Source organism: Burkholderia cepacia, from assembly GCF_001039005.1.
Lineage (GTDB): Bacteria > Pseudomonadota > Gammaproteobacteria > Burkholderiales > Burkholderiaceae > Burkholderia > Burkholderia theae.
Genome location: NZ_LDWR01000041.1, coordinates 265072 through 291232, shown reverse-complemented (window position 1 = coordinate 291232; position 26161 = coordinate 265072). Strand labels below are relative to the sequence as shown.

The following is a 26161-nucleotide window of genomic DNA, read 5'->3' as shown; positions in this document are numbered from 1 at the left end:
CATGTCTTACAGCAACAAGGTTCTGGATCACTACGAAAACCCGCGCAACGTCGGTTCGTTCGCGAAGGACGACGACACGGTCGGCACGGGCATGGTCGGCGCGCCGGCTTGCGGCGACGTGATGAAGCTGCAAATCCGCGTCGGCGCGGACGGTGTGATCGAAGACGCGAAGTTCAAGACCTACGGTTGCGGTTCGGCGATCGCGTCGAGCTCGCTCGTGACCGAATGGGTGAAGGGCAAGACGCTCGACGAGGCGCTCTCGATCAAGAACACGCAGATCGCCGAAGAGCTCGCACTGCCGCCGGTGAAGATTCACTGCTCGATCCTCGCGGAAGACGCGATCAAGGCAGCCGTGGCCGACTACAAGAAGCGCCACGACACGAAGGAAGGCGATCAGGCAGCGGCCTGAGCGGCATCGAGCGGCTTCAGAAGGAAACGCGGCGAACCCCGGTGGCGCGCCGCGGCAAGGACATCATGGCAATTACACTGACCGAAAAAGCAGCACAGCACGTCCAGAAATACCTCGTCCGTCGCGGCAAGGGTGTGGGCCTGCGGCTTGGCGTTCGCACGACCGGGTGCTCGGGGCTCGCGTACAAGCTCGAGTATGTCGACGAGCTGGCTCCCGAGGATCAGGTGTTCGAGAGCCATGGCGTGAAAGTCATCGTCGATCCGAAGAGCCTCGCGTACATCGACGGCACCGAGCTCGACTTCGCCCGCGAAGGCCTGAACGAAGGGTTCAAGTTCAACAACCCGAACGTGAAGGACGAGTGCGGCTGCGGCGAATCGTTCCGCGTGTGACGCGGATCTCCGCGCGATGCGGGCAAGAGGCGGCACGGGCCGCCTTTTTAATGTGCGGCGTTTGCCGCGCGACGAACCGGAATTGAACGCGACGATGGTCTCGCTGAAAGACAGCCACTTCGACCTGTTTCACCTGCCGGCGCAATTCGCGCTCGACGAAGCGGTGCTCGACGCCGCCTATCGGACGGTGCAGACGCAGGTGCATCCCGACCGCTTCGCGGCGGCCGGCGACGCGCAGAAGCGCATCGCGATGCAATGGGCCACCCGCGCGAACGAGGGCTATCGCACGTTGCGCGATCCCTTGAAGCGCGCGTCCTATCTGCTGTCGCTGCGCGGCGTCGACATCGGCGCGGAAAACAACACCGCGATGGAGCCCGCGTTCCTGATGCAGCAGATGGAGTGGCGCGAAAGCATCGAGGATGCCGCGGCCGCCCGTAATGTCGACGCGCTCGATGCGCTGCTCGCCGAGCTGCGCGACGAGAAGCGCGTGCGCGTCGAACGCCTCGGCACGCTGCTCGACAGCGGCGCCGATCAGGCGGCTGCAGAGGCCGTGCGCCAGCTGATGTTCATCGAACGGGTCGCGTCGGAAGTGGGCGCGCAGATCGAGCGCCTCGAAACTTAACCGCGTGCCTTGCGGCACGCGCAGCAAACGGGCCGAGCGCCCGAACGAACCAAGATGGCTTTACTGCAAATTTCCGAACCGGGCATGGCGCCGGCACCGCATCAGCGGCGACTCGCCGTCGGGATCGATCTCGGCACGACCAACTCGCTCGTCGCGGCCGTGCGCAACAGCGTGGCCGAAGTTCTGCCGGACGAAGCGGGCCGTGTGCTGCTGCCGTCGGTGGTCCGTTATCTCGAGAAGGGCGGCCGCCGCATCGGCCACGAAGCGAAAGAGCAGGCCGCGACCGATCCGCGCAACACGATCGTGTCGGTCAAGCGCTTCATGGGCCGCGGCAAGGCCGAGGTAGAGGGCGCGGCGAACGCGCCGTACGAATTCGTCGATGCGCCGGGCATGGTGCAGATCCGCACCATCGACGGCGTGAAGAGCCCGGTCGAAGTGTCGGCCGAGATTCTCGCGACGCTGCGCTATCGCGCCGAGGATTCGCTCGGCGACGATCTGGTCGGCGCGGTGATCACGGTGCCCGCGTATTTCGACGAAGCGCAGCGCCAGGCGACCAAGGATGCCGCGCGCCTCGCGGGCCTCAACGTGCTGCGCCTGCTGAACGAACCGACCGCCGCGGCGATTGCCTACGGCCTCGACAACGCGGCCGAAGGCCTCTACGCGGTGTACGACCTCGGCGGCGGCACGTTCGACCTGTCGATCCTGAAGCTGACGAAGGGCGTGTTCGAAGTGCTGGCTGCAGGCGGCGATTCCGCGCTCGGCGGCGACGACTTCGATCACGCGCTGTTCGGTCAGGTGCTTGCGCAGGCCGGCATCGATGCGAAGACGCTGGCGCCCGAGGACGTGCGTCTGCTGCTCGATCGCGTGCGCGTGCTGAAGGAAGCGCTGTCGTCCGCGCCGCAGGCATCGCTCGACGTGACGCTGTCGAGTGGCGCGCACCTCGTGCAGACGATCTCGCACGACACGTTCGCATCGCTCGTCGAGCCGCTCGTGCAACGCACGCTCACGCCGACCCGCAAGGCGCTGCGCGACGCGCAGGTGACGCCGGCCGACATCAAGGGTGTCGTGCTCGTCGGCGGCGCGACGCGCATGCCGGTGATCCGCGACGCGGTCGCGAAATACTTCGGCCAGCCGCCGCTCGTGAACCTCGATCCGGACCAGGTCGTCGCGCTCGGCGCGGCGATCCAAGCCGACCTGCTCGCGGGCAACCGCGGCACCGGCGACGACTGGCTGCTGCTCGACGTGATTCCGCTGTCGCTCGGTGTCGAGACGATGGGCGGCCTCGTCGAGAAGATCATTCCGCGCAACTCGACGATTCCGGTCGCGCGCGCGCAGGAATTCACGACCTTCAAGGACGGCCAGACCGCGATGGCGATCCACGTCGTGCAGGGCGAGCGCGAGCTCGTCGCCGACTGCCGGTCGCTCGCGCGCTTCGAGCTGCGCGGCATTCCGCCGATGACGGCCGGCGCCGCGCGGATTCGCGTGACCTATCAGGTCGACGCCGACGGCCTGCTGTCGGTGTTCGCACGCGAACAACTGTCGGGCGTCGAGGCGTCGGTCGTCGTGAAGCCGTCGTACGGCCTCGCCGATGACGACATCGCGAAGATGCTCGAGGACAGCTTCAAGACCGCCGAAATCGACATGCGCGCGCGCGCGCTGCGCGAAGCGCAGGTCGAGGCCCAGCGGATGCTCGAGGCGACGCAGGCCGCGCTGGCGGCCGACGGCGAATTGCTCGATGCGGACGAGCGCACGCAGGTCGACGCGCTCGCCGCGGCGCTGCGCGCGGTCGCGCAAGGCGACGATACGAATGCGATCGAAGCCGCGACCAAGACGCTCGCCGACGGCACCGACGAATTCGCGGCGCGCCGGATGGACAAGAGCATCAAGCGCGCGCTGTCGGGTCGCCGTCTCGACGAAATCTGAACCCACTCACTGCGCATCGGCCGGCGACGGCCCGCGCGATAATGAACCGTGCGGCGCCCGCCGCCGCACCTTGACTGACGGAACGGACATGCCTCAACTGGTGGTGCTGCCTCACGTCGAACTGTGCCCGGACGGCGCAGTGATCGACGCGACGCCCGGCAAGAGTATCTGCGACAACCTGCTCGACCATGGGATCGAGATCGAGCATGCATGCGAGAAGTCGTGCGCGTGCACGACGTGCCACGTGGTGATCCGCGAAGGCTTCAACGATCTGACGCCGTCCGAGGAGGACGAGGACGATCTGCTGGACAAGGCGTGGGGCCTCGAGCCGACGTCGCGCCTGTCGTGCCAGGCGATCGTGAAGGAAGATTCGGACCTGGTGGTCGAGATTCCGAAGTACTCGATCAACCACGCGAAGGAAAACCACTGACAGGAACCGGAGGCAGGCGATGAAATGGACCGATTCGCGTGAAATAGCGATTGCGCTGGCGGACAAGCACCCGGACATCGACCCGCAGCGGATCAACTTCGTCGACCTGCGCCAATGGGTGCTCGAACTCGACGGCTTCGACGACGATCCGAAGCACTCCGGCGAGAAGATCCTCGAAGCGATCCAGGCGCACTGGATCGACGAATCGGACTTCGACGACGAAGACTGAGTACGGCGTGCGCCGCAATGGCGCACCTGGCCTGCGATAAAAAAACGGCTCGTGATTGCTCACGAGCCGTTTTTGTTTTCAGGTCGCGCCGCCCGCGCACGACGCGCGGGCAGGGGACGCTTACGCGCCGACCAGCGTGCCGTTCTCGACCCGCACGCGCTGGCCCTGGCCGAACGGCGGTGCGTCGTGGTACGTGAACGTGCGCGTCGCGCCGCTTTCCATCTGCACTTGCACCTGATAGTCGGTTTCCGCGCGCACCTGCTTCTCGACCTGGTTGCCGGCGAGACCGCCGCCCAGCGCGCCGATGATCGTCATCGCGGTGCGGCCGTTACCGTGGCCGAACTGGTTGCCGAGCAGGCCGCCGGCCGCTGCGCCGCCCACGGCGCCGATCCCCGAGCCCTGGCCCGGCGTGCGCGTCTGCGTGATCGCGACGACCGTGCCGCAGCTCTGGCAGTAGGTCTGGGCAGGCGCCGACGGTTGCTGCGCGTATTGCGGCGGCTGCGGTGCCGTCGTGTGACGGCGGTGCGTCGCCGCCGGACGCGGCGCGGGCTTCGGTTCGGCCTGCGCGATCGCCTTCTGCTGCGCGGCGGCCTGTTCGGCTGCCTGCTGCTGGGCTTGTGCGGCCAGCGCGGCGCTTGCCGCTGCGGCCGTATCGACGGCCGGCTGCGACGCGATCAGCGCAGCCTGGGTCTGGCCGTTCTGTTCGTTGCTGCTGCTGGCCTTCGGGAAGACGCCCGTGATTGCTGCCGTCGCCGCGAGGCTGGCGACGATGACGGCACCGGCGGCGGTGGCGATGAGCGGGTGGAGGCGTTGCTTTTGCGGCGTGGTCTGATTCTGGTTGTCCATTTTTTTCTCCGATGTCGATCCGGATCGGCACGTCGGCGCCGGGCCGGATCCCACGCTTCGGGAGCGAGCAGACTCGGCGTTCCTGCGCCTGGTTCTGGTCCCGTGGTCATGCGTGGTGACGCAAACGGAGTGTCGTATACCGGCGCGGGGCGCACCGTATCAAGGTGTAACGAATTGCAGCGGGGCGCCGGCGGTCGTGACCGGGAAAACCCGGGGCAGGCCGTCGCGACAAGGGAATAAAACGGGGGAAGATCGAAAGCCGGTGGACGCCGGCTGGCGGGATTTACGCGTCGTTACAAAGCTGATGCGTGCGCGCCGCGGGGCGCGGCGCACACGCGGGCGCGGCGATCAGTCTTCGCGGCGCAGATGGGGGAACAGCAGCACGTCGCGGATCGTCGGGCTGTCGGTCAGCAGCATCACGAGACGGTCGATGCCGATCCCGCAGCCGCCGGTCGGAGGCATCCCGTATTCGAGCGCGCGGATGTAGTCGGCGTCGAAGAACATCGCTTCCTCGTCGCCCGCATCCTTCTGCTCGACCTGCTTCTTGAAGCGCGCGGCCTGGTCTTCCGGGTCGTTCAGCTCGGAGAAGCCGTTCGCGATCTCGCGGCCGGTCATGAACAGTTCGAAACGCTCGGTGATGCCCGGCACCGTATCCGATGCGCGTGCGAGCGGCGACACCTCGACCGGATAGTCGATGATGAACGTCGGCTCCCAGAGTTGCGCTTCGGCCGTTTCCTCGAACAGCGCGAGCTGCAGCGCGCCGATGCCTGCGTTCAGGAACGCCGGCTGCGACACGTCGACGCCAAAGCGCTTCAGTTCGGTGCGCACGAACGCGTCGTCCGACAGCTGGCCGTCGGTGTACTGCGGCGCGTACTTCTGGATCGCCTGCGTGATCGTCAGCCGGTGGAATGGCCTCGCGAGGTCGAGCTCGCGGCCCTGGTACTGGATCGTCGCGGTGCCGAGCGCATCGATCGCCGCCTGGCGGATCAGCTGCTCGGTGAAGTCCATCAGCCAGCGATAGTCGGTGTACGCGGCGTAGAACTCCATCATCGTGAATTCCGGGTTGTGACGCGGCGACACGCCTTCGTTCCGGAAGTTACGGTTGATCTCGAACACGCGCTCGAAGCCGCCGACGATCAGGCGCTTCAGGTACAGCTCCGGCGCGATGCGCAGGAACATCTGCATGTCGAGCGCGTTGTGATGCGTGACGAACGGCTTTGCCGTCGCGCCGCCCGGGATCGGGTGCAGCATCGGCGTCTCGACTTCCATGAAGTCGGCCGAATCCATGAACTTGCGGATCGACGCGATCGTCTTGGTGCGTGCACGGAACGTGTCGCGCGTTTCCGGCGTGACGATCAGGTCGACGTAGCGCTGGCGGTAGCGCATTTCCTGGTCGGAGAGGCCGTGGAACTTGTCCGGCAGCGGACGCAGCGCCTTCGACAGCAGGCGCAGCTCCTTGCACTGGACCGACAGCTCGCCCTTGTTGGTGCGGAACAGCACGCCGCGCGCGGCGACGATGTCGCCGAGGTCCCACTTCTTGAATGCGTCGTAGGTCTCCGCGCCGACGTCGTTCGGCGTCACGAAGAACTGGATCTGGCCCGAACCGTCCTGCACCGTCGCGAAGCTCGCCTTGCCCATCACGCGCTTGAGCATCATGCGGCCGGCGACCGACACCTCGACCGGGTTCGCTTCGAGCGCGGCCTTGTCCGAGTCGGCGAATTTCACCTGGAGATCGGCCGCGTGATGCGTCGGCCGGAAATCGTTCGGGTAGGCGACGCCTTGCTCGCGCAAGGCGCGCAGCTTCTCGCGGCGCTCGGCGATGATCTGGTTTTCGTCCGCTGCGACGGCGGGCTGCGTTTGGGTCGGTTCGGTCATGATGGTCGGAATTCGGATTGGGTGCGGCAACGCAAACGGGAAGGGCGGCGCGGTCAGGCCGCGCCGCGGCGCTTACACGCCCTGTTTGAGGCTCGCGCTGATGAAGTCGTCGAGATCGCCGTCGAGCACCGCACGCGTGTTGCTCATTTCGACGTTCGTGCGCAGGTCCTTCACGCGGCTCTGGTCGAGCACGTACGAGCGGATCTGGTGGCCCCAGCCCACGTCGGTCTTGCTCGACTCGAGCTTGTCCTGCTCGGCCTGGCGCTTGCGCATTTCGGCTTCGTACAGGCGCGACTTCAGCATCGCCATCGCTTCGGCGCGGTTGCGGTGCTGCGAGCGGTCGTTCTGGCACTGCACGACGATGCCGGTCGGCATGTGCGTGATCCGCACGGCCGAGTCGGTCTTGTTGATGTGCTGGCCGCCCGCGCCCGACGCACGGTAGGTATCGATACGCAGGTCGGCCGGGTTCACCTCGACTTCGATCGAGTCGTCGATTTCCGGATACACGAACACCGACGAGAACGACGTGTGGCGGCCGCCCGACGAATCGAACGGCGACTTGCGCACGAGGCGGTGAATGCCCGTTTCGGTGCGCAGGAAGCCGTACGCGTATTCGCCCGAGACCTTGACCGTCGCGTTCTTGATGCCGGCGACGTCGCCGTCGGACTCTTCGAGCACCTCGGCCTTGAAGCCCTTGCGTTCGCAGTAGCGCAGGTACTGGCGCAGCAGCATCGACGCCCAGTCGCACGCCTCGGTGCCGCCGGCGCCGGCCTGAATGTCGATGAAGCAGTTGTTCGGGTCGGCCGGGTTCGAGAACATCCGGCGGAACTCGATGTCGCCGACGCGCGCTTCGAGCTTCGCGGCATCGTCTTCCGACGCGACGAGGGTATCTTCGTCGCCTTCCTCGCGAGCCATCTCGAACAGGTCGAGCGCGTCGCGCAGGTCGCTATCGAGCACCGTCAGCGTCGAGACGACGCCATCGAGCAGCTTCTTCTCGCGACCGAGTGCCTGGGCGTTCTTCGAATCGTTCCAGACATTCGGGTCTTCGAGTTCCTTGTTGACTTCGATCAGACGCGCTGCTTTGGCGTCGTAGTCAAAGATACCCCCGGAGCTCGCCTGCGCGGTTGCGCAGGTCGAGCAGGGAGCTTTCGATCGCGTTGAGACGTTCCGCTTCCATGATCGCTCGCTATTCTTGCTTCGTAAAAAAGCGGAATTATAGCCGATCGGCAGGGTTGCCCGGTGACGCGAACGGTGCGCGCATGCGCGCCGCGGCCCCGTCCGGCGCGGCAGGCATGCGCTCGCGGGCACTGCGGGCCGGGCGGCCCGTGCTCAGCCGGCCGCGTGCTCGACGATCAGCTGGACGCGCGTGACGCCATTCCACGTGTCGGCGACGAGGCGGTATGCGATCAGCGCGCTCGCCGGCAGCGGCTCGGTGTGGTTGAACCAGATCGCGTTGAAGCGCTGGCGGCCGCGCGCAAGCTGCAGCTTCAGGTGCTTGTCCTTCACGAGCGACTGCGACACGACGTCGAATTCGCCCGAGAAAAGCGGGGCCGGAAAACCTTGCCCCCAGACGGCCTCGTCGAGCAGCCCGACGAACTGCGGCGTGAAATACGCGTCCTCGAGTTCGCCGTCGGTTTCGATCACGCGGGCGAGCGCGTCGTCGGACAGCCATTCGCGCGCGACGGCTTCGAACGCGGCCGCGAAGCGCGGCACGTTCTCGGTGTCGAGCGTGAGGCCGGCCGCCATCGCATGGCCGCCGAACGCGACGATCAGGTCCGGTTCGCGTTTCGACACGAGGTCGAGCGCGTCGCGCAGGTGAAAGCCGGCGATCGACCGGCCCGATCCCTTGACGCGCTTGCCTTCCTCGTCGGCGTGCGCGAACGTGAACGACGGGCGGTGGAATTTTTCCTTGAGCCGGCCGGCGACGATGCCGATCACCCCCTGGTGCCACTCAGGGTTGAACAACGTGATCGTGCACGCGTCGGCCGGGTCGACGTCGGCGAGATCGGCGAGCGCCTGCTGCTGCATGCCGGCCTCGATCTCGCGGCGCTCGCGGTTCATCACGTCGAGCTGCTGCGCGAGATCCCACGCGCGGCCGATGTCGTCGGTGATCAGGCACTCGATGCCGAGCGACATGTCGGAAAGCCGCCCGGCGGCGTTGAGCCGCGGGCCGAGGCCGAAGCCGAGGTCGAAGCCCGACGCGGTGCGCGCTTCGCGCGCGGCGGCGCGGAACAGCGCGGCGATGCCCGGCTGCATGCGGCCGTTGCGGATGCGCTGCAGCCCCTGCGCGACGAGCACGCGATTGTTGCCGTCGAGCCGTACGACGTCGGCGACGGTGCCGAGCGCGACGAGGTCGAGCAGGCCGTCGAGGCGCGGCTCGGCTTCCTTGCTCGCGAATGCGCCGCGGCGGCGCAGCTCGGCACGCAGCGCGAGCAGCACATAGAACATCACGCCGACGCCGGCGATGTGCTTGCTCGGGAACGCGCAGCCGGGCTGGTTCGGGTTGACGATCGCACGGGCGGCGGGCAGCGCGTCGCCGGGCAGGTGGTGGTCGGTCACGAGCACGTCGATGCCGCGCGCGTTCGCGGCTTCGACGCCCGCGACGCTCGCGATCCCGTTGTCGACGGTGATCAGCAGATCGGGCTTGCGCGCGGCCGCGAGCTCGACGATCTCGGGCGTGAGGCCGTAGCCGTATTCGAAGCGGTTCGGCACCAGGTAGTCGATTTGCGCGCCGAACATGCGCAGGCCGCGCACCGCGACCGCGCATGCGGTCGCGCCGTCGCAGTCGTAGTCGGCGACGACCAGCAGGCGTCGCTGGTCGGCGATCGCGTCGGCGAGCAGCGACGCCGCGTCGGCGCAGCCTTTCAGCTCGGTGGGCGGAACGAGGCGCGCGAGCGCGGTCTCGATGTCGGTCGGGGACTGCACGCCGCGCGACGCGTAAAGGCGCGCGAGCACGGGATGCAGGCCGTGACGCGCGAGCACTTCTGCGTCGGCGGGCGCGACGGGGCGGGTAACGATCCGGGTCATTCGGGCTCTGCTTGTTATTCGAACAGGGAGGCGAGCGCGCGGCGGCGCCAGAACTTGCGCAGGTCGCCGCGCGTCGCGTGCAGCGTCACGGAACTCGTGTCGCCGCACAGCGTGAAATCGACGCTTGCCAGCGCGCCGTTCTGCAGCGCGGCGAGGGCCGGCGCGAACCAGTCGCGCTCGAGCGCGGCGAGCCCGTCGTGCCAGCGTGCCCAGTCCTGCTCGATGAACGGGGTGGTGAGCGCCGGCAGTTCGACGAGCGTCGCGCCCGCGGCGGCGGGCAGCGCGCCGAACGCGGTCGGGGCAGGGCCGGCTTCGGCTTGCGCGGCGCGCGCGAGGCCGAGTGCCGCGGGCGATTCGGACAGCACGCGCGCGAACGGCTTGCCGACCGGCTTCAGCGTGCCCTGTGCATGGAACCAGATCGAATTGACGGCCGGCAGGCCGCGCGCCTCGCGGGCTTCGTTGACCGGGTGCAGGAACCACGCCATCTGCACTTCGTTCTGCAGTTTCATCCACATCCGCGAGCGCTCGCCCGTGTGGGCCTCGTGCGGCAGCCAGATCTCGATGTTGCGGCCGCTCGCGCGCAGCGGCGCGGCGCCGGCGAGCCGGGCGAGCTGTTCGCTCGACAGGTACCAGCGCGCCGGATTCGGCGCTTCGAGCCGCACGCCGAGCTCCTCGATCAGCGGCCGCGCGACCGCGAGCAGTGCGGCGGCGTCGCCGTCGTCGAGCGCGAGGGCGGCCGGATCGACGAGCACGAGGTGATCGTGCGCGATTTCGACGTGCACGGGCTCGACGCACGCCCATGCTTGCGTGCCGGGGGCGCCGCCGTCGGCCAGCAGCATGTAGGGCGCGAGCGGCGCTTCGTCCGCGGCGTTGCCCCGGGTTGCGCCGAACTGGCGGGCCAGCCAGCGCTCGTGCGGCAGCGTGCGCTGGAAGTCCTCGCCGGCCACGCGCTCGACGAGACTCGCGCGGGCGAGCAACTTTTCGAGCGCGGGGCTGTCCAGCGTGTGCAGGGACGAGGCCGCATCGGCCGCCGACGGCAGCGCGAACGGAACGAGAAAATGGAGGCGTCGGTCGTGCATGATGGTGCGCATTGTATGGCAAACTGCGCGCGTGATCGGGCCGGCTGACGGCCCGTTCGCGTCCGGCGGCCGTTTTCCGACCGTGCCCGGGCCGGTGGCCGCCGCCGGGCGGCGGTCCGGCCGCGGGGCGTCTTCCCGCCGTAACCAGCAGAAAGGATTCGCTTGAAACTTCCGTACGAATGGCAGATCGGCTGGCGCTACACGCGCGCCGGCAAACGCACGACCGGCAACGGCTTCATTTCCTTCATCGCGCTCGTGTCGATGCTCGGGATCGCGCTCGGCGTCGCGGCGCTGATCGTCGTGCTGTCGGTGATGAACGGCTTCCAGAAGGAAGTGCGCGACCGCATGCTGTCGGTGCTCGCGCACGTCGAGGTGTTCTCGCCGACGGGCTCGATGCCCGACTGGCAACTGACCGCGCAGGAAGCGCGCCGCAATCCGTCGGTCGTCGGCGCGGCGCCGTACGTCGATGCGCAGGCGCTGCTCACGCGCCAGGACGCGGTGAGCGGCGTGATGCTGCGCGGCGTCGAGCCGACGCTCGAGCCGCAGGTGTCCGACATCGGCAAGGACATGAAGGCCGGGCAGCTCGCTGCGCTCGTGCCGGGCCAGTTCGGCATCGTGCTCGGCGACGCGCTCGCCGGCAACCTCGGCGTGACGGTCGGCGACAAGGTCACGCTCGTCGCGCCCGAGGGCTCGATCACGCCGGCCGGCATGATGCCGCGCCTGAAGCAGTTCACGGTCGTCGGCGTGTTCGAGTCGGGTCACTACGAATACGACAGCACGCTCGCGATGATCAACATCCGCGACGCCGAGGCGCTGTTCCGGATGTCCGCGCCGACCGGCGTGCGGCTGCGGCTGACGGACATGCAGAAGGCGCCGCAGGTCGCGGTCGAGCTGTCGCATACGCTGTCGGGCAGCCTGTACATCCGCGACTGGACCCAGCAGAACAAGACGTGGTTCTCGGCCGTGCAGATCGAGAAGCGGATGATGTTCATCATCCTGACGCTGATCATCGCGGTGGCCGCGTTCAATCTCGTGTCGTCGCTCGTGATGACGGTGACCAACAAGCAGGCCGACATCGCGATCCTGCGCACGCTCGGCGCGCAGCCGGGTTCGATCATGAAGATCTTCGTCGTGCAGGGCGTGACGATCGGCTTCGTCGGCACGGCGTCGGGCGTCGCGCTCGGCTGCCTGATCGCGTGGAGCATCCCGTGGCTGATCCCGATGATCGAGCATCTGTTCGGCGTGCAGTTCCTGCCGCCGTCCGTGTATTTCATCAGCGAGCTGCCGTCCGAGCTGGTCGCGAGCGACGTGATCCGGATCGGGCTGATCGCGTTCGTGCTGTCGGCCGTCGCGACGCTTTATCCGAGCTGGCGCGGCGCGAAGGTGAAGCCGGCGGAGGCGCTCCGCTATGAATGACCGCGCGACCGCATTCGCGGATTCACGACAACACAACAGACAGGATTCGGCAGGTATGCAGGAATACGTGCTTCAGGCGCGCGGGATCACGAAGGCGTTCGTGCAGGGCGGCTTCAACGTGCAGGTGCTCAGCAATACCGAACTGACGGTGCGCCGCGGCGAGAAGCTCGCGGTGGTCGGCGCGTCGGGTTCCGGGAAAAGCACGCTGCTGCACGTGCTGGGCGGGCTCGACGAGCCGAGCGCGGGCGAAGTGTCGCTGCTCGGCAAGCCGTTTACGCAACTCGCCGAACGCGAGCGCAACGAGTTGCGCAATCGCGCGCTCGGTTTCGTCTACCAGTTCCATCACCTGCTGCCCGAATTCACCGCGCTCGACAACGTCGCGATGCCGCTGCGCATCCGCCGGATGACGACCGAGGACGCGCGCGAGCAGGCCCAGACGATGCTCGAGCGGGTCGGTCTCGGCCCGCGCGCGAAGCACCGGCCGGGCGAGCTGTCGGGCGGCGAGCGGCAGCGCGTCGCGATCGCGCGCGCGCTGGTCACGAAGCCGGCATGCGTGCTCGCCGACGAGCCGACCGGCAACCTCGACGGTACGACGGCCGACACGGTGTTCAACCTGATGCTCGAACTGTCCGAGACACTCGAAACGAGCTTCGTGATCGTCACGCACGACCCCGATCTCGCCGCGCGCTGCGACCGCATCATGCGGCTGCGCGACGGCGTGCTGCACGAGGAGCCGGCGCTGCCGGTTTGAACGTACGCCCTTGCACCGTGCCGGGTGCGTCCCGGCACGGTGCAAGGGCGCAGGAATGCCGCCATGTGGATCGATACGCACTGCCATCTCGATGCCGCCGAGTTCGACGCCGACCGCGACGCGGTCGTGCGGGCGGCGTGCGCGGCCGGCGTGTCGCGTATCGTGATCCCGAGCATCGGGCGTGACAACTTCACGACGGTGCGCGAACTCGCGCAGCGCACGCCGGGCGCGGTCTATGCGCTCGGCATCCATCCGATGTATACGCCGCAGGCGAGCGACGAGGATCTCGACCGGCTGCGCATGGAGATCGAGGCGAGCCTCGACGATCCGCGTTTCGTCGCGATCGGCGAGATCGGCCTCGACTATTTCGTGCCGGGGCTCGACGAAGACCGGCAGCAGTTCTTCTATCAGGGGCAGCTCAAGCTGGCGCGCGAATTCGACCTGCCCGTGCTGTGCCACGTGCGCAAGTCGCAGGATCGCGTGCTCGCCGGGCTGCGCCGGTTCGGCGTGCGGCGCGGCATCGCGCATGCCTTCAACGGCAGTTTCCAGCAGGCCGATGCGTATCTCGCGCAGGGGCTCCATCTCGGCTTCGGCGGCAACGTGACCTTCGCGCGCGCGCTGCAGATCCGCCGGCTCGCGGCGCAATTGCCGCTCGACGCGATCGTCGTCGAGACGGACGCGCCCGACATCGCGCCCGAATGGGCGTACAAATCCCGCAACACGCCCGACCAGGTGCCGCGCATCGGCGACGTGCTCGCCGAATTGCGCGGTCTGGACGCCAGTTCACTCGGTCTATCCACTTCGGCCAACGCACTCGCCGCGCTGCCGCGACTCGCCCTTTCGTCCGCATAATCGTTACCGGAAGGCGCCGCATTTGCGATGGCGGCGCCAGGTCGACGAGGAGGCGGGATGCGCGTGTGGTGGATCGCGTTCGCGCTCGGTGTGGTCGTGCTGCAGCGGCAGGCGTCGTTGCCGGGGGCGGTCGGATGGACGGCCGGTACGCTTGCGGGCTGCGCGGCGCTGGGAGTGTGGTGCATGCGTCGTCGGCGCACGCGCACGACCGTCGCGCTCGGATGGGGGCTGTGGGCGCTCGCGGCCTGCGTGGCGGGGTTCGGCTATGCGGCCGCGCGGGCCGAATGGCGGCTGAGCGACAGCCTGCCCGTCGAGTGGGAAGGGCGTGACATCGTCGTCACCGGCGTGATCAGGGGGCTGCCCGTCGTCGACGAGACGGGCGCGCGACTGCTGTTCGCGGTCGAGTCGAACGATGCGGGGCTGGCCCGTTTTCCTCCGTTGATCCGGTTGTCGTGGCGCGCGTATGGCCCATCCGCGACACGCGATGCGCTTCCCGACCTGCGTGCCGCGCAGCGCTGGCGCTTCGTCGTGCGCTTGAAGCGCCCGCACGCCGAGGCCAATCCCGGCGTGCGCGACAGCGAGGCGGCGTGGCTTGCCTCAGGCATTCGCGCGATCGGTTATGTCAGCGCGCCCCGGCGGGCGGCATTGCTCGATGCGCGCGCGGCGGGATGGCGTGCAACGATCGATCGGCTGCGCGACGCGTTGCGGACACGCATCGGCGGGACGCTCGGGGTCGACGCCGGTCATCGCGGCATTGTCGCCGCGCTTGCGATCGGCGACCAGTCGGGCATCGGCGACGACGACTGGCGCGTGCTGCGCAATACCGGCACGAGCCATCTGGTCGCGATTTCCGGTCTGCATGTCGGGCTCGTCGGCGCAATCGCGGGCGGACTCGTGGCGATGGTCTGGCGGCGCTTGCGCTGGCGCGCGCGGGCCGCGACGCTCGTGTTGCCGGCGCCGTACGCGGCATCGCTTGCCGCGCTGGCGGCCGCGGCCGGCTATGCGGCGCTCGCCGGCTTCAACGTGCCGGCGCAGCGCGCGTGGTGGATGATCGCGGCAGGCGGCGTCGCGTATCTGGCCGGGCGCAGTGTACCGACCTCCGCGGTGTTGTGCGCGGCACTCGGCGGCGTGCTGCTCGCCGATCCGTGGGCCGTGCTGTCGGCCGGGTTCTGGCTGTCGTTTGGGGCGGTCGCGGTGATCCTGCTGACGGTTGCCGGCTGGCGCGCGGCGCGCGAGGACGTAGCGCAGGACGATACGCCCGACCTGTCGAGCCGGTTGCGCGCGTGGGGTACGCGCGCCGCGCGCCGTGTCGCCGAGGCCGCGCGCGTGCAGTACGCGGTGACGATCGGTCTCGCGCCGCTGACGGCGGCGTGGTTCGCGCAGATTTCCCTGTCAGGCCCGTTCGGCAATGCGTTCGCGATTCCGTGGGTGAGCACGGTCGTGACGCCGATCGTGCTGGCCGGCATCGCGTTGCCCGCGCCGCTCGATGCGCTAGCGTTCCGGCTCGCGCACGCGGCGCTCGAACCGATGATGGTGCTGCTCGGGCATCTCGCCGACTGGCCGGCCGGCGTGTTCTGGCTGCGCATGCCCGACTGGCCGGTGCTGGTGCTGGCATGCGTGGGCGTCGCATGGGCGCTGATGCCGCGCGGCTGGCCGTTGCGCTGGGCGGCGCCGCTCACGTGGCTGCCGCTCGTCGCGCCGGCGGCCGATGCGCCGCCGCCGGGCGGCTTCCGGCTGACCGTGCTCGACGTCGGGCAGGGCGCGTCGGTGCTGGTGGAGACCGCGCGGCGGACCTTGCTGTTCGACGCGGGGCCGGGTGAGGAGTCGACGCACGCCGGTGCGCGGATCGTCGCGCCGGCGTTGCGCTCGCGCGGCATCGCGGTGATCGATTCGCTCGTGCTCAGTCACGCGCACGCCGATCACACGGGCGGCGTGCCGGCCGTCTATGCGGCAGCCGACGTGCGCCAACTGCTGGCCGGCATTCCGCCGAAGAGCGGGCTGTGGCGCGATGCGACGGCCGCCGGCGTTGCCGACCGGCTGCCGTGCGCGGCCGGGCAGCGCTGGACCTGGGACGGCGTCGTCTTCACGATGCTCTGGCCGCACGGCGGTCCGGGCACGGGTTCGTCGAACGGGCAGTCGTGTGTGCTGCGCATCGACGCGGGCGGCACGTCCGCGTTGCTGACGGGCGACATCGAAGCACCCGCCGAACGCCGGCTCGTGGACACCGCGCGCGACGCGCTGGCCGCGCAGATCCTGGTCGTGCCGCACCACGGCAGCCGCACGTCGTCGGTCGAGCCTTTCCTCGATTCGGTCGGGCCGCGCGTCGCGGTATTTCCTGTAGGCTATCGCAATCGTTTCGGGCATCCGCACCGGAGCGTCCTCGCGCGTTACGAGGCGCGCGGGATTCCGCTGCCGCGCACCGATCGCGACGGCGCCGTGCGGTTCGACGTCGCGCCGGCCGATGATGGGTTCGCATTCGAGCGTCATCGCGACGGACAGCGGCGATACTGGATGGACCGGTGACCTCGGCGAAAGCCGCCTATCAAGAAAGCATGGGACGGGAGTAAGCGTCAAAGCCCTCACTCCCGTCGACAAAGGAGACATCGGCGTTTGAAGGACATCCTCCATTTCTCGCATGCGAACGGCTTTCCGGCATCGACGTACCGGACGATCTTTGCCGAACTGGCCGACGACTACGAGCTGCGCTATATCGAACGGATCGGTCACGACCGCCGCTATCCGGTGACGCGCGACTGGCCGCATCTCGTCGAGCAGCTGCTCGACGATATCGGCAGCCGTTACGAGCGTCCCGTCTGGCTCGTCGGCCATTCGCTCGGTGGCTACCTGTCGTTGATGGCCGCGCTGAAGAAGCCGCAATGGGTGCGCGGCGTCGTGATGATCGATTCGCCGATCATCGCCGGCTGGCGCGCCGGTGCGTTGCGTGCGAGCCAGTGGGCGGGGCTCGACGAGCGGCTGTCGCCGGCCGCCGCGACGCGCAACCGGCGCACGCGCTGGGTGAGCCGCGACGAAGTCTGGCGGCACTTCCGCGAGAAGCCCGCGTTCGCGCGCTGGGACGAACGGATGCTGGCCGACTACATCGACTACGGCATTCCGCAGGCCGGCGCCGACGGCGAGCGTGCGCTCGCGTTCGACCGGCAGGTCGAATACCTGATCTACCGGACCCTGCCGCACACGCTCGGCCCGCGGCTCGCGCACGGCGCGCCGGTGCCGCTCGGTTTCCTCGCCGGCACGCGTTCGCGCGAGGTACGTCAGGTCGGGCTCGACGCGACTCGGCGTGCGGCGCGCGGCCGCGTCGAATGGCTCGAGGGCAGTCACCTGTTCCCGATGGAGCGGCCGCTCGAGACCGCCCGCGCACTGCAGCGGATGCTGAATTCGCTGAAGGCGGAGGAGGGCGAGGTTTCGCGGGGCGGCGCCCCGCTGGCCAGGCGCGCGTGACGCGTCATTCGGCCGCCGGGCACGCGCCGCGGCGCGTGCGGTCGCGTCGCCCGGCCGGCCGGTTTGTCCCGGCTCGAAAGGCCGGCGCGGGTCCGAACGAAAGGGCGCGATCACCACGTGTCGTCCCGGCAATTGCTGAGAAAAGGGCGGGCTTTACGGTATAATCCGTTTTTCCCGCGAGCATCCAGCGATGACCAAATATGTTTTCGTCACCGGCGGCGTAGTTTCTTCCCTTGGCAAGGGTATTGCCGCCGCTTCCCTCGCCGCGATCCTTGAATCGCGCGGTCTGAAAGTCACCCTCCTCAAACTCGATCCGTACATCAACGTCGACCCCGGCACGATGAGCCCGTTCCAGCACGGGGAAGTGTTCGTGACGGAAGACGGGGCGGAGACGGACCTCGACCTCGGCCACTATGAGCGCTTCATCAGCACGAAGATGCGCAAGGCCAACAACTTCACGACCGGCCAGATCTACGAATCGGTGATCCGCAAGGAACGCCGCGGCGACTATCTCGGCAAGACCGTGCAGGTCATTCCGCACATCACGAACGAAATCCAGGCGTTCATCGAGCGCGGGGCCGCATCGGCCACCTGCGGCGAGCCGGATGTCGCGATCGTCGAGATCGGCGGCACGGTCGGCGACATCGAGTCGCTGCCGTTCCTCGAGGCCGCGCGCCAGATGAGCCTGCGCCTCGGCCGCAACAGCGCGTGCTTCGTGCACCTGACGCTCGTGCCGTACGTCGCGACGGCCGGTGAACTGAAGACGAAGCCGACCCAGCACAGCGTGCAGAAGCTGCGCGAGATCGGCATCCTGCCGCACGTGCTGCTGTGCCGTGCGGACCGCCGCATCCCCGACGACGAATCGAAGAAGATCTCGATGTTCTCGAACGTGCCGGAAGACGCCGTGATTTCGGTGTGGGACGCCGACAGCATCTACAAGATTCCGCAGATGCTGCACGACCAGGGCCTCGACAAGATCATCTGCGAGGAGCTGAAGCTGTCGCCGCACGATGCCGACCTGAGCATGTGGTCGGAGCTCGTCGAGAAGCTGGAGAACCCGAAGCACGAAGTGACGATCGGCATGGTCGGCAAGTACGTCGACCTGACCGAGTCGTACAAGTCGCTGATCGAGGCGCTGCGCCACGCATCGCTGCACACGTCGACCAAGGTCAACATCGAGTACATCGACTCGGAAGAGGTCGAGACGAACGGCGTCGACAGCCTGAAGCACCTGGACGCGGTGCTGGTCCCGGGCGGTTTCGGCCGTCGCGGCACCGAAGGCAAGATCGCGGCGATCCGCTATGCGCGCGAGGCGAAGGTGCCGTATCTCGGCATCTGCCTGGGCATGCAGCTCGCGGTGATCGAGTTCGCGCGCGACGTCGTTGGCCTGAAGCAGGCGAACAGCACGGAATTCGATCCGGACACGCCGGAACGCGTGGTCGCGCTGATCACCGAGTGGTTCGACCGCGACGGCAAGGTCGAGACGCGCACCGAGGAATCCGATCTCGGCGGCACGATGCGCCTCGGCTCGCAGCGCTGCCCGATCAAGCCCGGCACGATGGCGGAAGAAATCTATGGCAAGGACGTGAACGAACGCCATCGCCACCGTTATGAAGTCAATAACCGCTTCGTGCCCCAGCTCGAAGCCGGCGGCCTTATCATCAGCGCCCGTACCCCGAGCGAGGATCTGCCGGAAATGATGGAACTGCCGCGTTCGATGCACCCGTGGTTCGTCGGCGTCCAGTTCCACCCGGAATTCACGTCCACGCCGCGTGACGGTCATCCCCTCTTCAAGTCGTTCGTCGAAGCCGCGCTGGCCGGCAAGCAAGCGCGCGGAGTGAAAGCATGAAGCTGTGCGATTTCGAGGTTGGTCTCGACAAGCCTTTTTTCCTGATCGCAGGTACCTGCGTCGTCGAATCGGAGCAAATGACGATCGACACGGCGGGCCGCCTGAAGGAAATCTGCGAGAAGCTGAACGTACCGTTCATCTACAAGTCGTCCTATGACAAGGCGAACCGCAGTTCGGGCAAGTCGTTTCGTGGCCTCGGAATGGACGAGGGCCTGCGGATCCTGTCGGAGGTGAAGCGCCAGCTTGGCCTGCCGGTGCTGACCGACGTGCATTCGATCGACGAGATCGAGCAGGTCGCGTCGGTCGTCGACGTGCTGCAGACGCCCGCGTTCCTGTGCCGCCAGACCGATTTCATCCATGCGTGCGCGCGCTCGGGCAAGCCCGTCAACATCAAGAAGGGCCAGTTCCTCGCGCCGCACGACATGAAGAACGTGATCGACAAGGCGCGCGACGCGGCCCGTGAAGCCGGACTGTCGGACGACCGCTTCATGGCGTGCGAGCGCGGTGTCTCGTTCGGCTACAACAATCTCGTGTCGGACATGCGTTCGCTCGCGATCATGCGCGAGACGAACGCGCCCGTCGTGTTCGACGCGACCCACTCGGTGCAGCTGCCGGGCGGGCAGGGCACGAGCTCGGGCGGCCAGCGCGAATTCGTGCCGGTGCTCGCGCGTGCGGCGGTCGCGACGGGCGTTGCGGGCCTCTTCATGGAAACGCACCCGAATCCGGCCGAGGCGAAGTCGGACGGCCCGAACGCGGTGCCGCTGAACCGGATGAGCGCGCTGCTGGAGACCCTCGTCACGCTCGACCAGGCGGTGAAGCGCAATCCGTTCCTGGAAAACGATTTCAACTAAAGATCGAATGAACCTTGCGACGGCTTCGCGCGTCTGTAGCGAAAGCGGTTCCGGCACGCATGCCGTCGCAGTTTGAAGAATCCATCGTCATTCTCAGAGGAAACCCATGAGTGCAATCGTAGATATCATCGGCCGCGAGATTCTGGATTCGCGCGGCAACCCCACCGTCGAATGCGACGTGCTGCTCGAATCGGGCACGATGGGCCGCGCGGCGGTGCCGTCGGGCGCGTCCACGGGCTCGCGTGAAGCGATCGAACTGCGCGACGGCGAAGCCGGCCGCTACAACGGCAAGGGCGTGCTGAAGGCAGTCGAGCACATCAACACCGAAATCTCCGAAGCCATCATGGGCCTCGACGCGTCGGAACAGGCGTTCCTCGACAAGACGCTGCTCGAGCTGGACGGCACCGACAACAAGTCGCGCCTCGGCGCGAACGCGATGCTGGCCGTGTCGATGGCCGTCGCGAAGGCGGCCGCCGAAGAGGCCGGCCTGCCGCTGTACCGCTACTTCGGTGGTTCGGGCGCGATGCAACTGCCGGTGCCGATGATGAACATCGTCAACGGCGGCGCGCACGCGAACAACAGCCTCGACATCCAGGAATTCATGATCGTCCCGGTCAGCCAGCCGACGTTCCGTGAAGCCCTGCGTTGCGGCGCGGAAGTGTTCCATGCGCTGAAGAAGATCCTGAGCGACCGCGGCATGAGCACGGCAGTCGGCGACGAAGGCGGCTTCGCGCCGAACTTCGGCAGCAACGACGAGTGCCTGTCGACGATCCTGCAGGCGATCGAGAAGGCCGGCTACCGTGCGGGCGAAGACGTGCTGCTCGCGCTCGACTGTGCGGCATCCGAGTTCTACCACGACGGCAAGTACCAGCTCGCGGGCGAAGGCCTGCAACTGTCGTCGGCTGAATTCACCGACTACCTCGCGACGCTCGCCGACAAGTTCCCGATCGTGTCGATCGAGGACGGCATGCACGAAAGTGACTGGGAAGGCTGGAAGCTGCTGACCGACCGCCTCGGCAAGAAGGTGCAGCTGGTCGGCGACGACCTGTTCGTCACGAACACGCGCATCCTGAAGGAAGGCATCGACAAGGGCATCGCTAACTCGATCCTCATCAAGATCAACCAGATTGGTACGCTGACCGAAACGTTCGCGGCGATCGAAATGGCGAAGCGCGCGGGCTACACGGCCGTGATCTCGCACCGCTCGGGCGAAACGGAAGACTCGACGATCGCGGACATCGCGGTCGGCCTGAACGCCGGTCAGATCAAGACGGGTTCGCTGTCGCGCAGCGACCGCATCTCGAAGTACAACCAGCTGCTGCGCATCGAGGAAGATCTCGGCGACATCGCGAGCTACCCGGGTAAATCGGCTTTCTATAACCTGCGCTAACGCGCTACTATCGGGTTCGTCATATCGACGCCGCTCTGTGCATGATGCGTAGAGCGGCGCTTCTTATATCTGCGTCTCTTACATGCGGCTTGTCACTGTCGTCCTGATTGCCTTGCTGGCGCTCATTCAGTACCCCCTATGGTGGGGACACGGCGGCTGGCTGCGGGTGCATGAATTGCGTCAGCAGCTTGGCGACCAGCTCCAGAAGAATGCGGACGAGAAACTGCGCAACGAGCGTACCGCAGGCGAAGTGCAGGATCTGCAGAGCGGCACCGCGGCCATCGAGGAGCGCGCGCGCTACGAGATGGGCATGGTGAAGGACGGCGAAGTATTCGTGCAGTTCGTGTCGCCGAATGCGCCGGCAGGGCCGCTCAACAACACGCCTTCGAGCACGTCGACACGCGGTGCCGTGTCCGCGGCGCCGGTGCGGGTCGTGCCGAATCCGCAGTCGATGGCGAAGCCGTCGCGGCATCATGGCGGCGACAAGGGCAAGGCTGCGCATCACTGAGCGCGACAACGCGAATCCATTGAAAAAGCGCGGGAAATGCCGCGCTTTTTTATTTCCTGCCAGTCGTCAATCGGCCGGGCGATACGCGCTCACCACCACCAGCCCGGGTAGCCGTAACCGTAGCCGATGCCCGTGCCCCAGCGATTTCCCCATCCGCCGTAATACCCGCCGTAGACGGTCACGGGCGGCGGCGAGTAATAGGCCCACGCGCGCGCGGCCGCCTCGGCTGCGATCGCGTTGTCCTGTTCGCGCAGGACCTGCCGGTCGATCTCGTCGTAGCGCTTGCGTTCGGCGCTTGACAGCACGGGCGGCTGGCCGCCCGACGCGCCCGGTTCGGGCAGGCGGCTCAGGATCGTGGCAGTCGGCGGCGGCACCGCGCAGCCGGCGAGCGCGAGCGTGCCGGCGGCAACGCTCGTCAGGACGATGATGCGAAACGGGCGATTCATGTGGTTCTCCTGCAGCGCGCCGACGACGGTAAGCAGCTTGCGCCGAAGGCCGAGCCTCCGGCGCCGGAATCGTGCGTACGACGCTCGTGCGTCATTATGCGCCCGTGCCCGGACGGCGGGCAGCGGGCGCGCTGCTCAGTGACGCTGGTCGGTCGCGGGCGCGATGCCGGTCTCGGCCCCGGGTGCCGCGAACAACTGCGCGACGTCGACGGGATCGAATTCGTAGCGCTGGTTGCAGAACTCGCAGTGGATCTCGACGTGGCCGCGCTCGACGATCACGCTGTCGACTTCGTCGCGGCCGAGCATGCGCAGCATCGCACCGACCTTCTCGCGCGAGCACGAGCACTGGAAGCGTGTGCCGGCCGGTTCGAAGTGCTGCACGTTCTCCTGCCAGAACAGCCGGCGGAACACGACTTCCGGTTCGACCTCGAGCAGTTCCTTCGCGGACAACGTGCCGCCGAGCGCGCAGACACGCTCCCACGTATCGATATCGGTTTCGGCATTGCGCGGCACGATGCCGCCGTCGCCAGGCAGCTTCTGCAACAGCATGCCGACCGCACGGTCGCGATCGGCTGCGAGCCACAGCCGCGTGTCGAGTTGCTCCGAGTGATGCATGTACTGCTCGAGCACCTGCGACACCGATTCGAGCGGGCCGTCGACGCCGTTCAGCGGCACGATGCCCTGATACGGCTGCTGGCCCGGCAGCTTGTCGGCCGGGTCGAGCGTGATCACGCAGCGGCCGTGACCGCTCGCGTTGACGAGCGACGCGAAACTCATGTCGTCGCCGATCGTCTGCGCCGCGTCGCCGGAGAACTTCGCGGTGGCCCGCATCGACAGATCCGAACCGCACTGGACGACCAGCATCTGGACCGGCCCGTCGCCGAAGATCTGCATGATCAGGGTGCCGTGAAATTTCAGGTTCGCGGACAGCAGCGCGCACGCGGCCATCATTTCGCCGAGCACCGTGCGCACGGGGGCAGGGTAGTCGCGGCGGGAGAGCACTTCCTGCCACGTATTGCGCAGCGAAACGATCTCGCCGCGCACGGGCGCCGCATTGAACATGAATTTCTGTAACTGGTCGCTCACTCTTCTTCCTTGAAAACCGTGCGAATCACCCGATCCGCACGAGTTGCTCCTTGAAATGCGCACGCCGCTCGACGTACGTCTTCGCGTTCGCGCGCAGCCGCGCGATGTCTTCGGCCGACAGCTCGCGCACGACTTTCGCCGGTGCGCCGAGAATCAGCGAATTGTCCGGGAACGTCTTGCCTTCCGTCACGACCGCGCCGGCGCCAACCAGACAGTTGCGGCCGATGACCGCTCCATTCAAGACCACCGCCTGAATACCGATCAGCGAACCTTCGCCGATCGTGCAGCCGTGCAGCATGGCCTGGTGCCCGATCGTCACGTTTTCGGCAATCGTCAGCGGAAAGCCGGGGTCCGTGTGCAGTACCGCGCCTTCCTGGACGTTGCTGCCGGCGCCCACGGAAATCTGCTCGTTGTCGCCGCGGATCGTCGCGCCGAACCAGACGCTCGCGTTTTCCTCGAGCACGACCTTGCCGATGATGGCCGCCGTATCGGCGACGAACACGCTTTCGTGGATCGTCGGGGCCGTATCGCCCAGCTTGTAGATCGTCACGGAGTCTCCTTGTCTCTTCGATGATGGGCGCCGGTAGAATGGCGCGTCTGGTTTGCCCGGCGCATTGCGCCGCGGAACAATCGCATATTGTAAACCGTCGCGTGCGTGCGCTCCCGCGATGCGCATGCAGGGTGTCCCCGTTTATGAGCATGGAGTCTTCTTCTTTCGGCAATGCGCCGGCCTGTGTGCGCGATACCGCGCTCGATGCGCTGCGTGTCGCCGAACCCGCGGCCAAGGCCGCGCAGGTGCGCGCGTTGTACGACGCGCTGCTGGCCGGGCGCGCCGCGATCGCACCGTCGCTCGAACTGCGCGAACCGGCCGATCTGCCCGGACGTCCGGCGCGTCCGACGCTCGTCGAGCCGCGCCAGCTCGAGCGACGCAGCATGCGTTCGCCCGAAGGGCGCGCCGTGCTGCTGCACGCGCTCGCCCATATCGAATTCAACGCGATCAACCTGGCGCTCGACGCGGTCTGGCGTTTTCCGGGCCTGCCGGATGCGTTTTATGCGGACTGGCTGAAGGTGGCGGCCGAGGAGGCCTATCACTTCACGCTGCTGTCCGACCGGCTGGCGGCATTCGGCCATGCGTACGGCGATTTTCCCGCGCACAACGGGCTGTGGGAGATGTGCGAGCGGACCAAGGGCGACGTGCTTGCGCGCATGGCGCTCGTGCCGCGCACGCTCGAGGCCCGCGGGCTGGATGCGTCGCCGCCGATCCGCGCGCGGCTCGTACAGGCGGGCGACGAGGCGTCGGCCGCGATCCTCGACGTGATCCTGCGCGACGAGATCGGCCATGTCGCGATCGGCAACCGCTGGTTCCGGCATTTGTGCGACGAAGCCGGCCGCGCTCCGGTGCCGGCCTACCGGCAGCTCGCCGAGCAATACCATGCGCCGCGGCTGCGCGGTCCGTTCAATTTCGATGCGCGTCGAAATGCTGGATTCGAGCAGGCCGAACTCGACGAGCTGGCCGCGCAGGACGGGGCGGACGGCGTAGACGGAAAAGCGGCGCGTTAGCCGGCTCGTGTTCGGCTGCTTTTTGTTTCCCGACGGCCGACGCGCGCGCCTGGCTGGCGGCTTTCCGGTCGGACAACCGGCCCGCCCGGCAGGCTGTTGAGCGACCACGCCGCTAGAGCGGTGCCTCGATTGCCGGCCGCCGGAACGGAGGCGCCGCCGCTATAATCGAACGACCATTCTTTTTTTGGCGGCTGCAATGAGTGCCTCGAGTTCCGTTTCCGATTTCGTCCTGGTGCGCGGCGTCCGGCTGCATGTGCGGCGCTGGGGCCGCCCCGATGCGCCGATGCTGTTCATGCTGCACGGCTGGATGGACGTCGCGGCGTCGTTCCAGTTCGTCGTCGATGCGCTGGCGGGCGACTGGCAGGTGATCGCACCCGATGCGCGCGGCTTCGGGCTGTCCGACTGGCCGGTCGCGCGGCAGGGCGGCGGTCACTACTGGTTCCACGAATACCTGAGCGACCTCGATGCGCTCGTCGACCACTATGCGCCGACCGGCGAAGTCAACCTGGTCGGGCACAGCATGGGCGCGAACGTCGTGTGCCTGTATGCCGGCGCGCGGCCGGAGCGCGTGCGGCGCGTGGTCGACCTCGAGGGTTTCGGGCTCGTGCCGGCGCGGGCCGAGCAGGCACCGCGCCGGCTGCGCGGCTGGCTGGACGAGCTGCGTGAGCCGCCCGCGCTGCGCCCTTACGCGTCCCTCGACGAAGTGGCGGCGCGGCTGACCAAGACCAATCCGCGGCTCGATCCGCACCGCGCCGCGTTCCTCGCCGCGCACTGGTCGAAGCGCGGCGACGACGGCCTCTATCACCTGCTGGCCGACCCCGCGCACAAGATGCCGGGCCCGCTGCTTTACCGGCTGGACGAAGTGATGGCCACCTGGACGCAGGTGCGTGCGAAGGTGCTGCACGTCGAGGCCGTCAATTCGCCGACGCTCGCGCACCTCGCCGGCGACATCCCGCTGCCGGAATTCAAGGCGCGTTTCAACGCGTTTCCCGACTGGCGCGAGAAGCTCGTCGAGGATGCCGGCCACATGGTGCATCACGACCAGCCCGAGCAGATCGCGGCGCTGATCGAGGCGTTCTGCGCGTAAGCGCGCGACGGCAGCGGCGGGGCAGGCGAGCGGCGCAATTGCCGCGTTGCAGTAGAATGAAGCCTTACCTGCCATGCCAA

Annotated in this window: 25 protein-coding genes; 17 read left to right on the top strand and 8 right to left on the bottom strand. The window is 67.6% G+C overall.

All coding sequences use genetic code 11. The features are described from left to right. Position 1 precedes the first annotated feature (1 nt). The 6 genes from iscU (at position 2) to iscX (ending at position 4002) form a co-directional block, all read left to right on the top strand. A complete protein-coding gene (gene iscU, locus VL15_RS23120; protein ID WP_006481982.1) occupies positions 2–409 on the top strand; it encodes a Fe-S cluster assembly scaffold IscU in 408 nt (135 codons plus the stop codon). Positions 410–474: 65 nt separating this feature from the next. Continuing rightward, positions 475–798 carry an iron-sulfur cluster assembly protein IscA gene (gene iscA, locus VL15_RS23115; RefSeq protein ID WP_014896627.1) on the top strand — a complete coding sequence of 108 codons (324 nt, stop codon included), beginning with the start codon at positions 475–477 and terminating at the stop codon, positions 796–798. Between the two features lie 94 nt (positions 799–892). Further along, complete coding sequence (gene hscB / locus VL15_RS23110) at positions 893–1420, top strand: Fe-S protein assembly co-chaperone HscB (protein WP_048248918.1); 528 nt, start codon at positions 893–895, stop codon at positions 1418–1420. Between the two features lie 54 nt (positions 1421–1474). Continuing rightward, positions 1475–3343, top strand: a complete 1869-nt coding sequence (gene hscA, locus VL15_RS23105) for a Fe-S protein assembly chaperone HscA (RefSeq protein ID WP_048248762.1) — start codon at positions 1475–1477, stop codon at positions 3341–3343. A gap of 88 nt (positions 3344–3431) precedes the next feature. Continuing rightward, entirely contained in the window at positions 3432–3773 is a 342-nt protein-coding gene (gene fdx, locus VL15_RS23100; protein WP_006478392.1) for an ISC system 2Fe-2S type ferredoxin, read from the top strand. A 19-nt stretch (positions 3774–3792) separates the two neighbouring features. Further along, positions 3793–4002: a Fe-S cluster assembly protein IscX gene (gene iscX / locus VL15_RS23095; RefSeq protein ID WP_021157676.1), complete on the top strand. Its 210-nt coding sequence runs from the start codon at positions 3793–3795 to the stop codon at positions 4000–4002. 120 nt (positions 4003–4122) lie between these two features. On the opposite strand, the gene VL15_RS23090 is transcribed toward iscX, so the two are convergent. The 5 genes from VL15_RS23090 to VL15_RS23070 form a co-directional block, all read right to left on the bottom strand. After that, complete coding sequence (locus tag VL15_RS23090) at positions 4123–4848, bottom strand: glycine zipper 2TM domain-containing protein (protein ID WP_048248760.1); 726 nt, start codon at positions 4846–4848, stop codon at positions 4123–4125. Between the two features lie 348 nt (positions 4849–5196). Next, positions 5197–6723 (bottom strand): lysine--tRNA ligase, encoded by a 1527-nt coding sequence (lysS, locus tag VL15_RS23085; protein ID WP_048248759.1) that lies wholly within the window; start codon positions 6721–6723, stop codon positions 5197–5199. Positions 6724–6795: 72 nt separating this feature from the next. Then, a protein-coding gene (prfB, locus tag VL15_RS40460) for a peptide chain release factor 2 (RefSeq protein WP_155420282.1) occupies positions 6796–7900 on the bottom strand; the annotation gives its coding sequence in 2 pieces (ribosomal slippage) (positions 6796–7818 and positions 7820–7900; 1104 coding nt in all). Positions 7901–8052: 152 nt separating this feature from the next. Further along, positions 8053–9750, bottom strand: a complete 1698-nt coding sequence (recJ, locus tag VL15_RS23075; RefSeq protein WP_048248756.1) for a single-stranded-DNA-specific exonuclease RecJ — start codon at positions 9748–9750, stop codon at positions 8053–8055. A gap of 14 nt (positions 9751–9764) precedes the next feature. Beyond that, positions 9765–10829 carry a regulator gene (locus VL15_RS23070; protein ID WP_155420281.1) on the bottom strand — a complete coding sequence of 355 codons (1065 nt, stop codon included), beginning with the start codon at positions 10827–10829 and terminating at the stop codon, positions 9765–9767. A 162-nt stretch (positions 10830–10991) separates the two neighbouring features. Here VL15_RS23070 and VL15_RS23065 point away from each other — a divergent pair, with 162 nt between their 5' ends. The 9 genes from VL15_RS23065 (at position 10992) to ftsB (ending at position 21902) form a co-directional block, all read left to right on the top strand. After that, complete coding sequence (locus tag VL15_RS23065) at positions 10992–12245, top strand: lipoprotein-releasing ABC transporter permease subunit (RefSeq protein ID WP_048248753.1); 1254 nt, start codon at positions 10992–10994, stop codon at positions 12243–12245. Beyond that, the gene (lolD, locus tag VL15_RS23060; RefSeq protein WP_080970919.1) at positions 12238–12996 is read left to right on the top strand and encodes a lipoprotein-releasing ABC transporter ATP-binding protein LolD; all 759 of its coding nucleotides are present in this window, start codon (positions 12238–12240) and stop codon (positions 12994–12996) included. Before VL15_RS23065 ends, lolD begins: the two co-directional genes overlap by 8 nt. 63 nt (positions 12997–13059) lie before the next feature. Then, positions 13060–13848, top strand: coding sequence for a TatD family hydrolase (locus tag VL15_RS23055; protein ID WP_048248750.1), 789 nt, complete (start codon positions 13060–13062; stop codon positions 13846–13848). A gap of 57 nt (positions 13849–13905) precedes the next feature. Next, complete coding sequence (locus VL15_RS23050; protein ID WP_048248749.1) at positions 13906–16371, top strand: DNA internalization-related competence protein ComEC/Rec2; 2466 nt, start codon at positions 13906–13908, stop codon at positions 16369–16371. An 87-nt stretch (positions 16372–16458) separates the two neighbouring features. Further along, positions 16459–17304, top strand: coding sequence for an alpha/beta fold hydrolase (locus VL15_RS23045; RefSeq protein WP_048248748.1), 846 nt, complete (start codon positions 16459–16461; stop codon positions 17302–17304). A gap of 190 nt (positions 17305–17494) precedes the next feature. After that, complete coding sequence (locus tag VL15_RS23040; protein WP_048248746.1) at positions 17495–19153, top strand: CTP synthase; 1659 nt, start codon at positions 17495–17497, stop codon at positions 19151–19153. After that, positions 19150–20004 (top strand): 3-deoxy-8-phosphooctulonate synthase, encoded by an 855-nt coding sequence (kdsA, locus tag VL15_RS23035; protein ID WP_048248744.1) that lies wholly within the window; start codon positions 19150–19152, stop codon positions 20002–20004. Before VL15_RS23040 ends, kdsA begins: the two co-directional genes overlap by 4 nt. A gap of 106 nt (positions 20005–20110) precedes the next feature. After that, the gene (gene eno / locus VL15_RS23030; RefSeq protein ID WP_048248743.1) at positions 20111–21394 is read left to right on the top strand and encodes a phosphopyruvate hydratase; all 1284 of its coding nucleotides are present in this window, start codon (positions 20111–20113) and stop codon (positions 21392–21394) included. 82 nt (positions 21395–21476) lie between these two features. Then, a complete protein-coding gene (gene ftsB / locus VL15_RS23025) occupies positions 21477–21902 on the top strand; it encodes a cell division protein FtsB (protein ID WP_048248742.1) in 426 nt (141 codons plus the stop codon). An 89-nt stretch (positions 21903–21991) separates the two neighbouring features. On the opposite strand, the gene VL15_RS23020 is transcribed toward ftsB, so the two are convergent. The 3 genes from VL15_RS23020 to VL15_RS23010 form a co-directional block, all read right to left on the bottom strand. After that, positions 21992–22348 carry a hypothetical protein gene (locus VL15_RS23020; RefSeq protein ID WP_048248741.1) on the bottom strand — a complete coding sequence of 119 codons (357 nt, stop codon included), beginning with the start codon at positions 22346–22348 and terminating at the stop codon, positions 21992–21994. Between the two features lie 135 nt (positions 22349–22483). Next, positions 22484–23434, bottom strand: coding sequence for an Hsp33 family molecular chaperone HslO (gene hslO, locus VL15_RS23015; protein WP_048248740.1), 951 nt, complete (start codon positions 23432–23434; stop codon positions 22484–22486). Positions 23435–23459: 25 nt separating this feature from the next. Further along, positions 23460–23984, bottom strand: a complete 525-nt coding sequence (locus VL15_RS23010; protein ID WP_048248738.1) for a gamma carbonic anhydrase family protein — start codon at positions 23982–23984, stop codon at positions 23460–23462. 143 nt (positions 23985–24127) lie between these two features. On the opposite strand from VL15_RS23010, the gene VL15_RS23005 reads away from it, so the two are divergent. Together VL15_RS23005 and VL15_RS23000 are read left to right on the top strand one after the other, a co-directional pair. Continuing rightward, positions 24128–24994: a ferritin-like domain-containing protein gene (locus VL15_RS23005; RefSeq protein WP_048248737.1), complete on the top strand. Its 867-nt coding sequence runs from the start codon at positions 24128–24130 to the stop codon at positions 24992–24994. A gap of 196 nt (positions 24995–25190) precedes the next feature. Then, positions 25191–26081 carry an alpha/beta fold hydrolase gene (locus VL15_RS23000; RefSeq protein WP_048248735.1) on the top strand — a complete coding sequence of 297 codons (891 nt, stop codon included), beginning with the start codon at positions 25191–25193 and terminating at the stop codon, positions 26079–26081. Positions 26082–26161 lie beyond the last annotated feature (80 nt).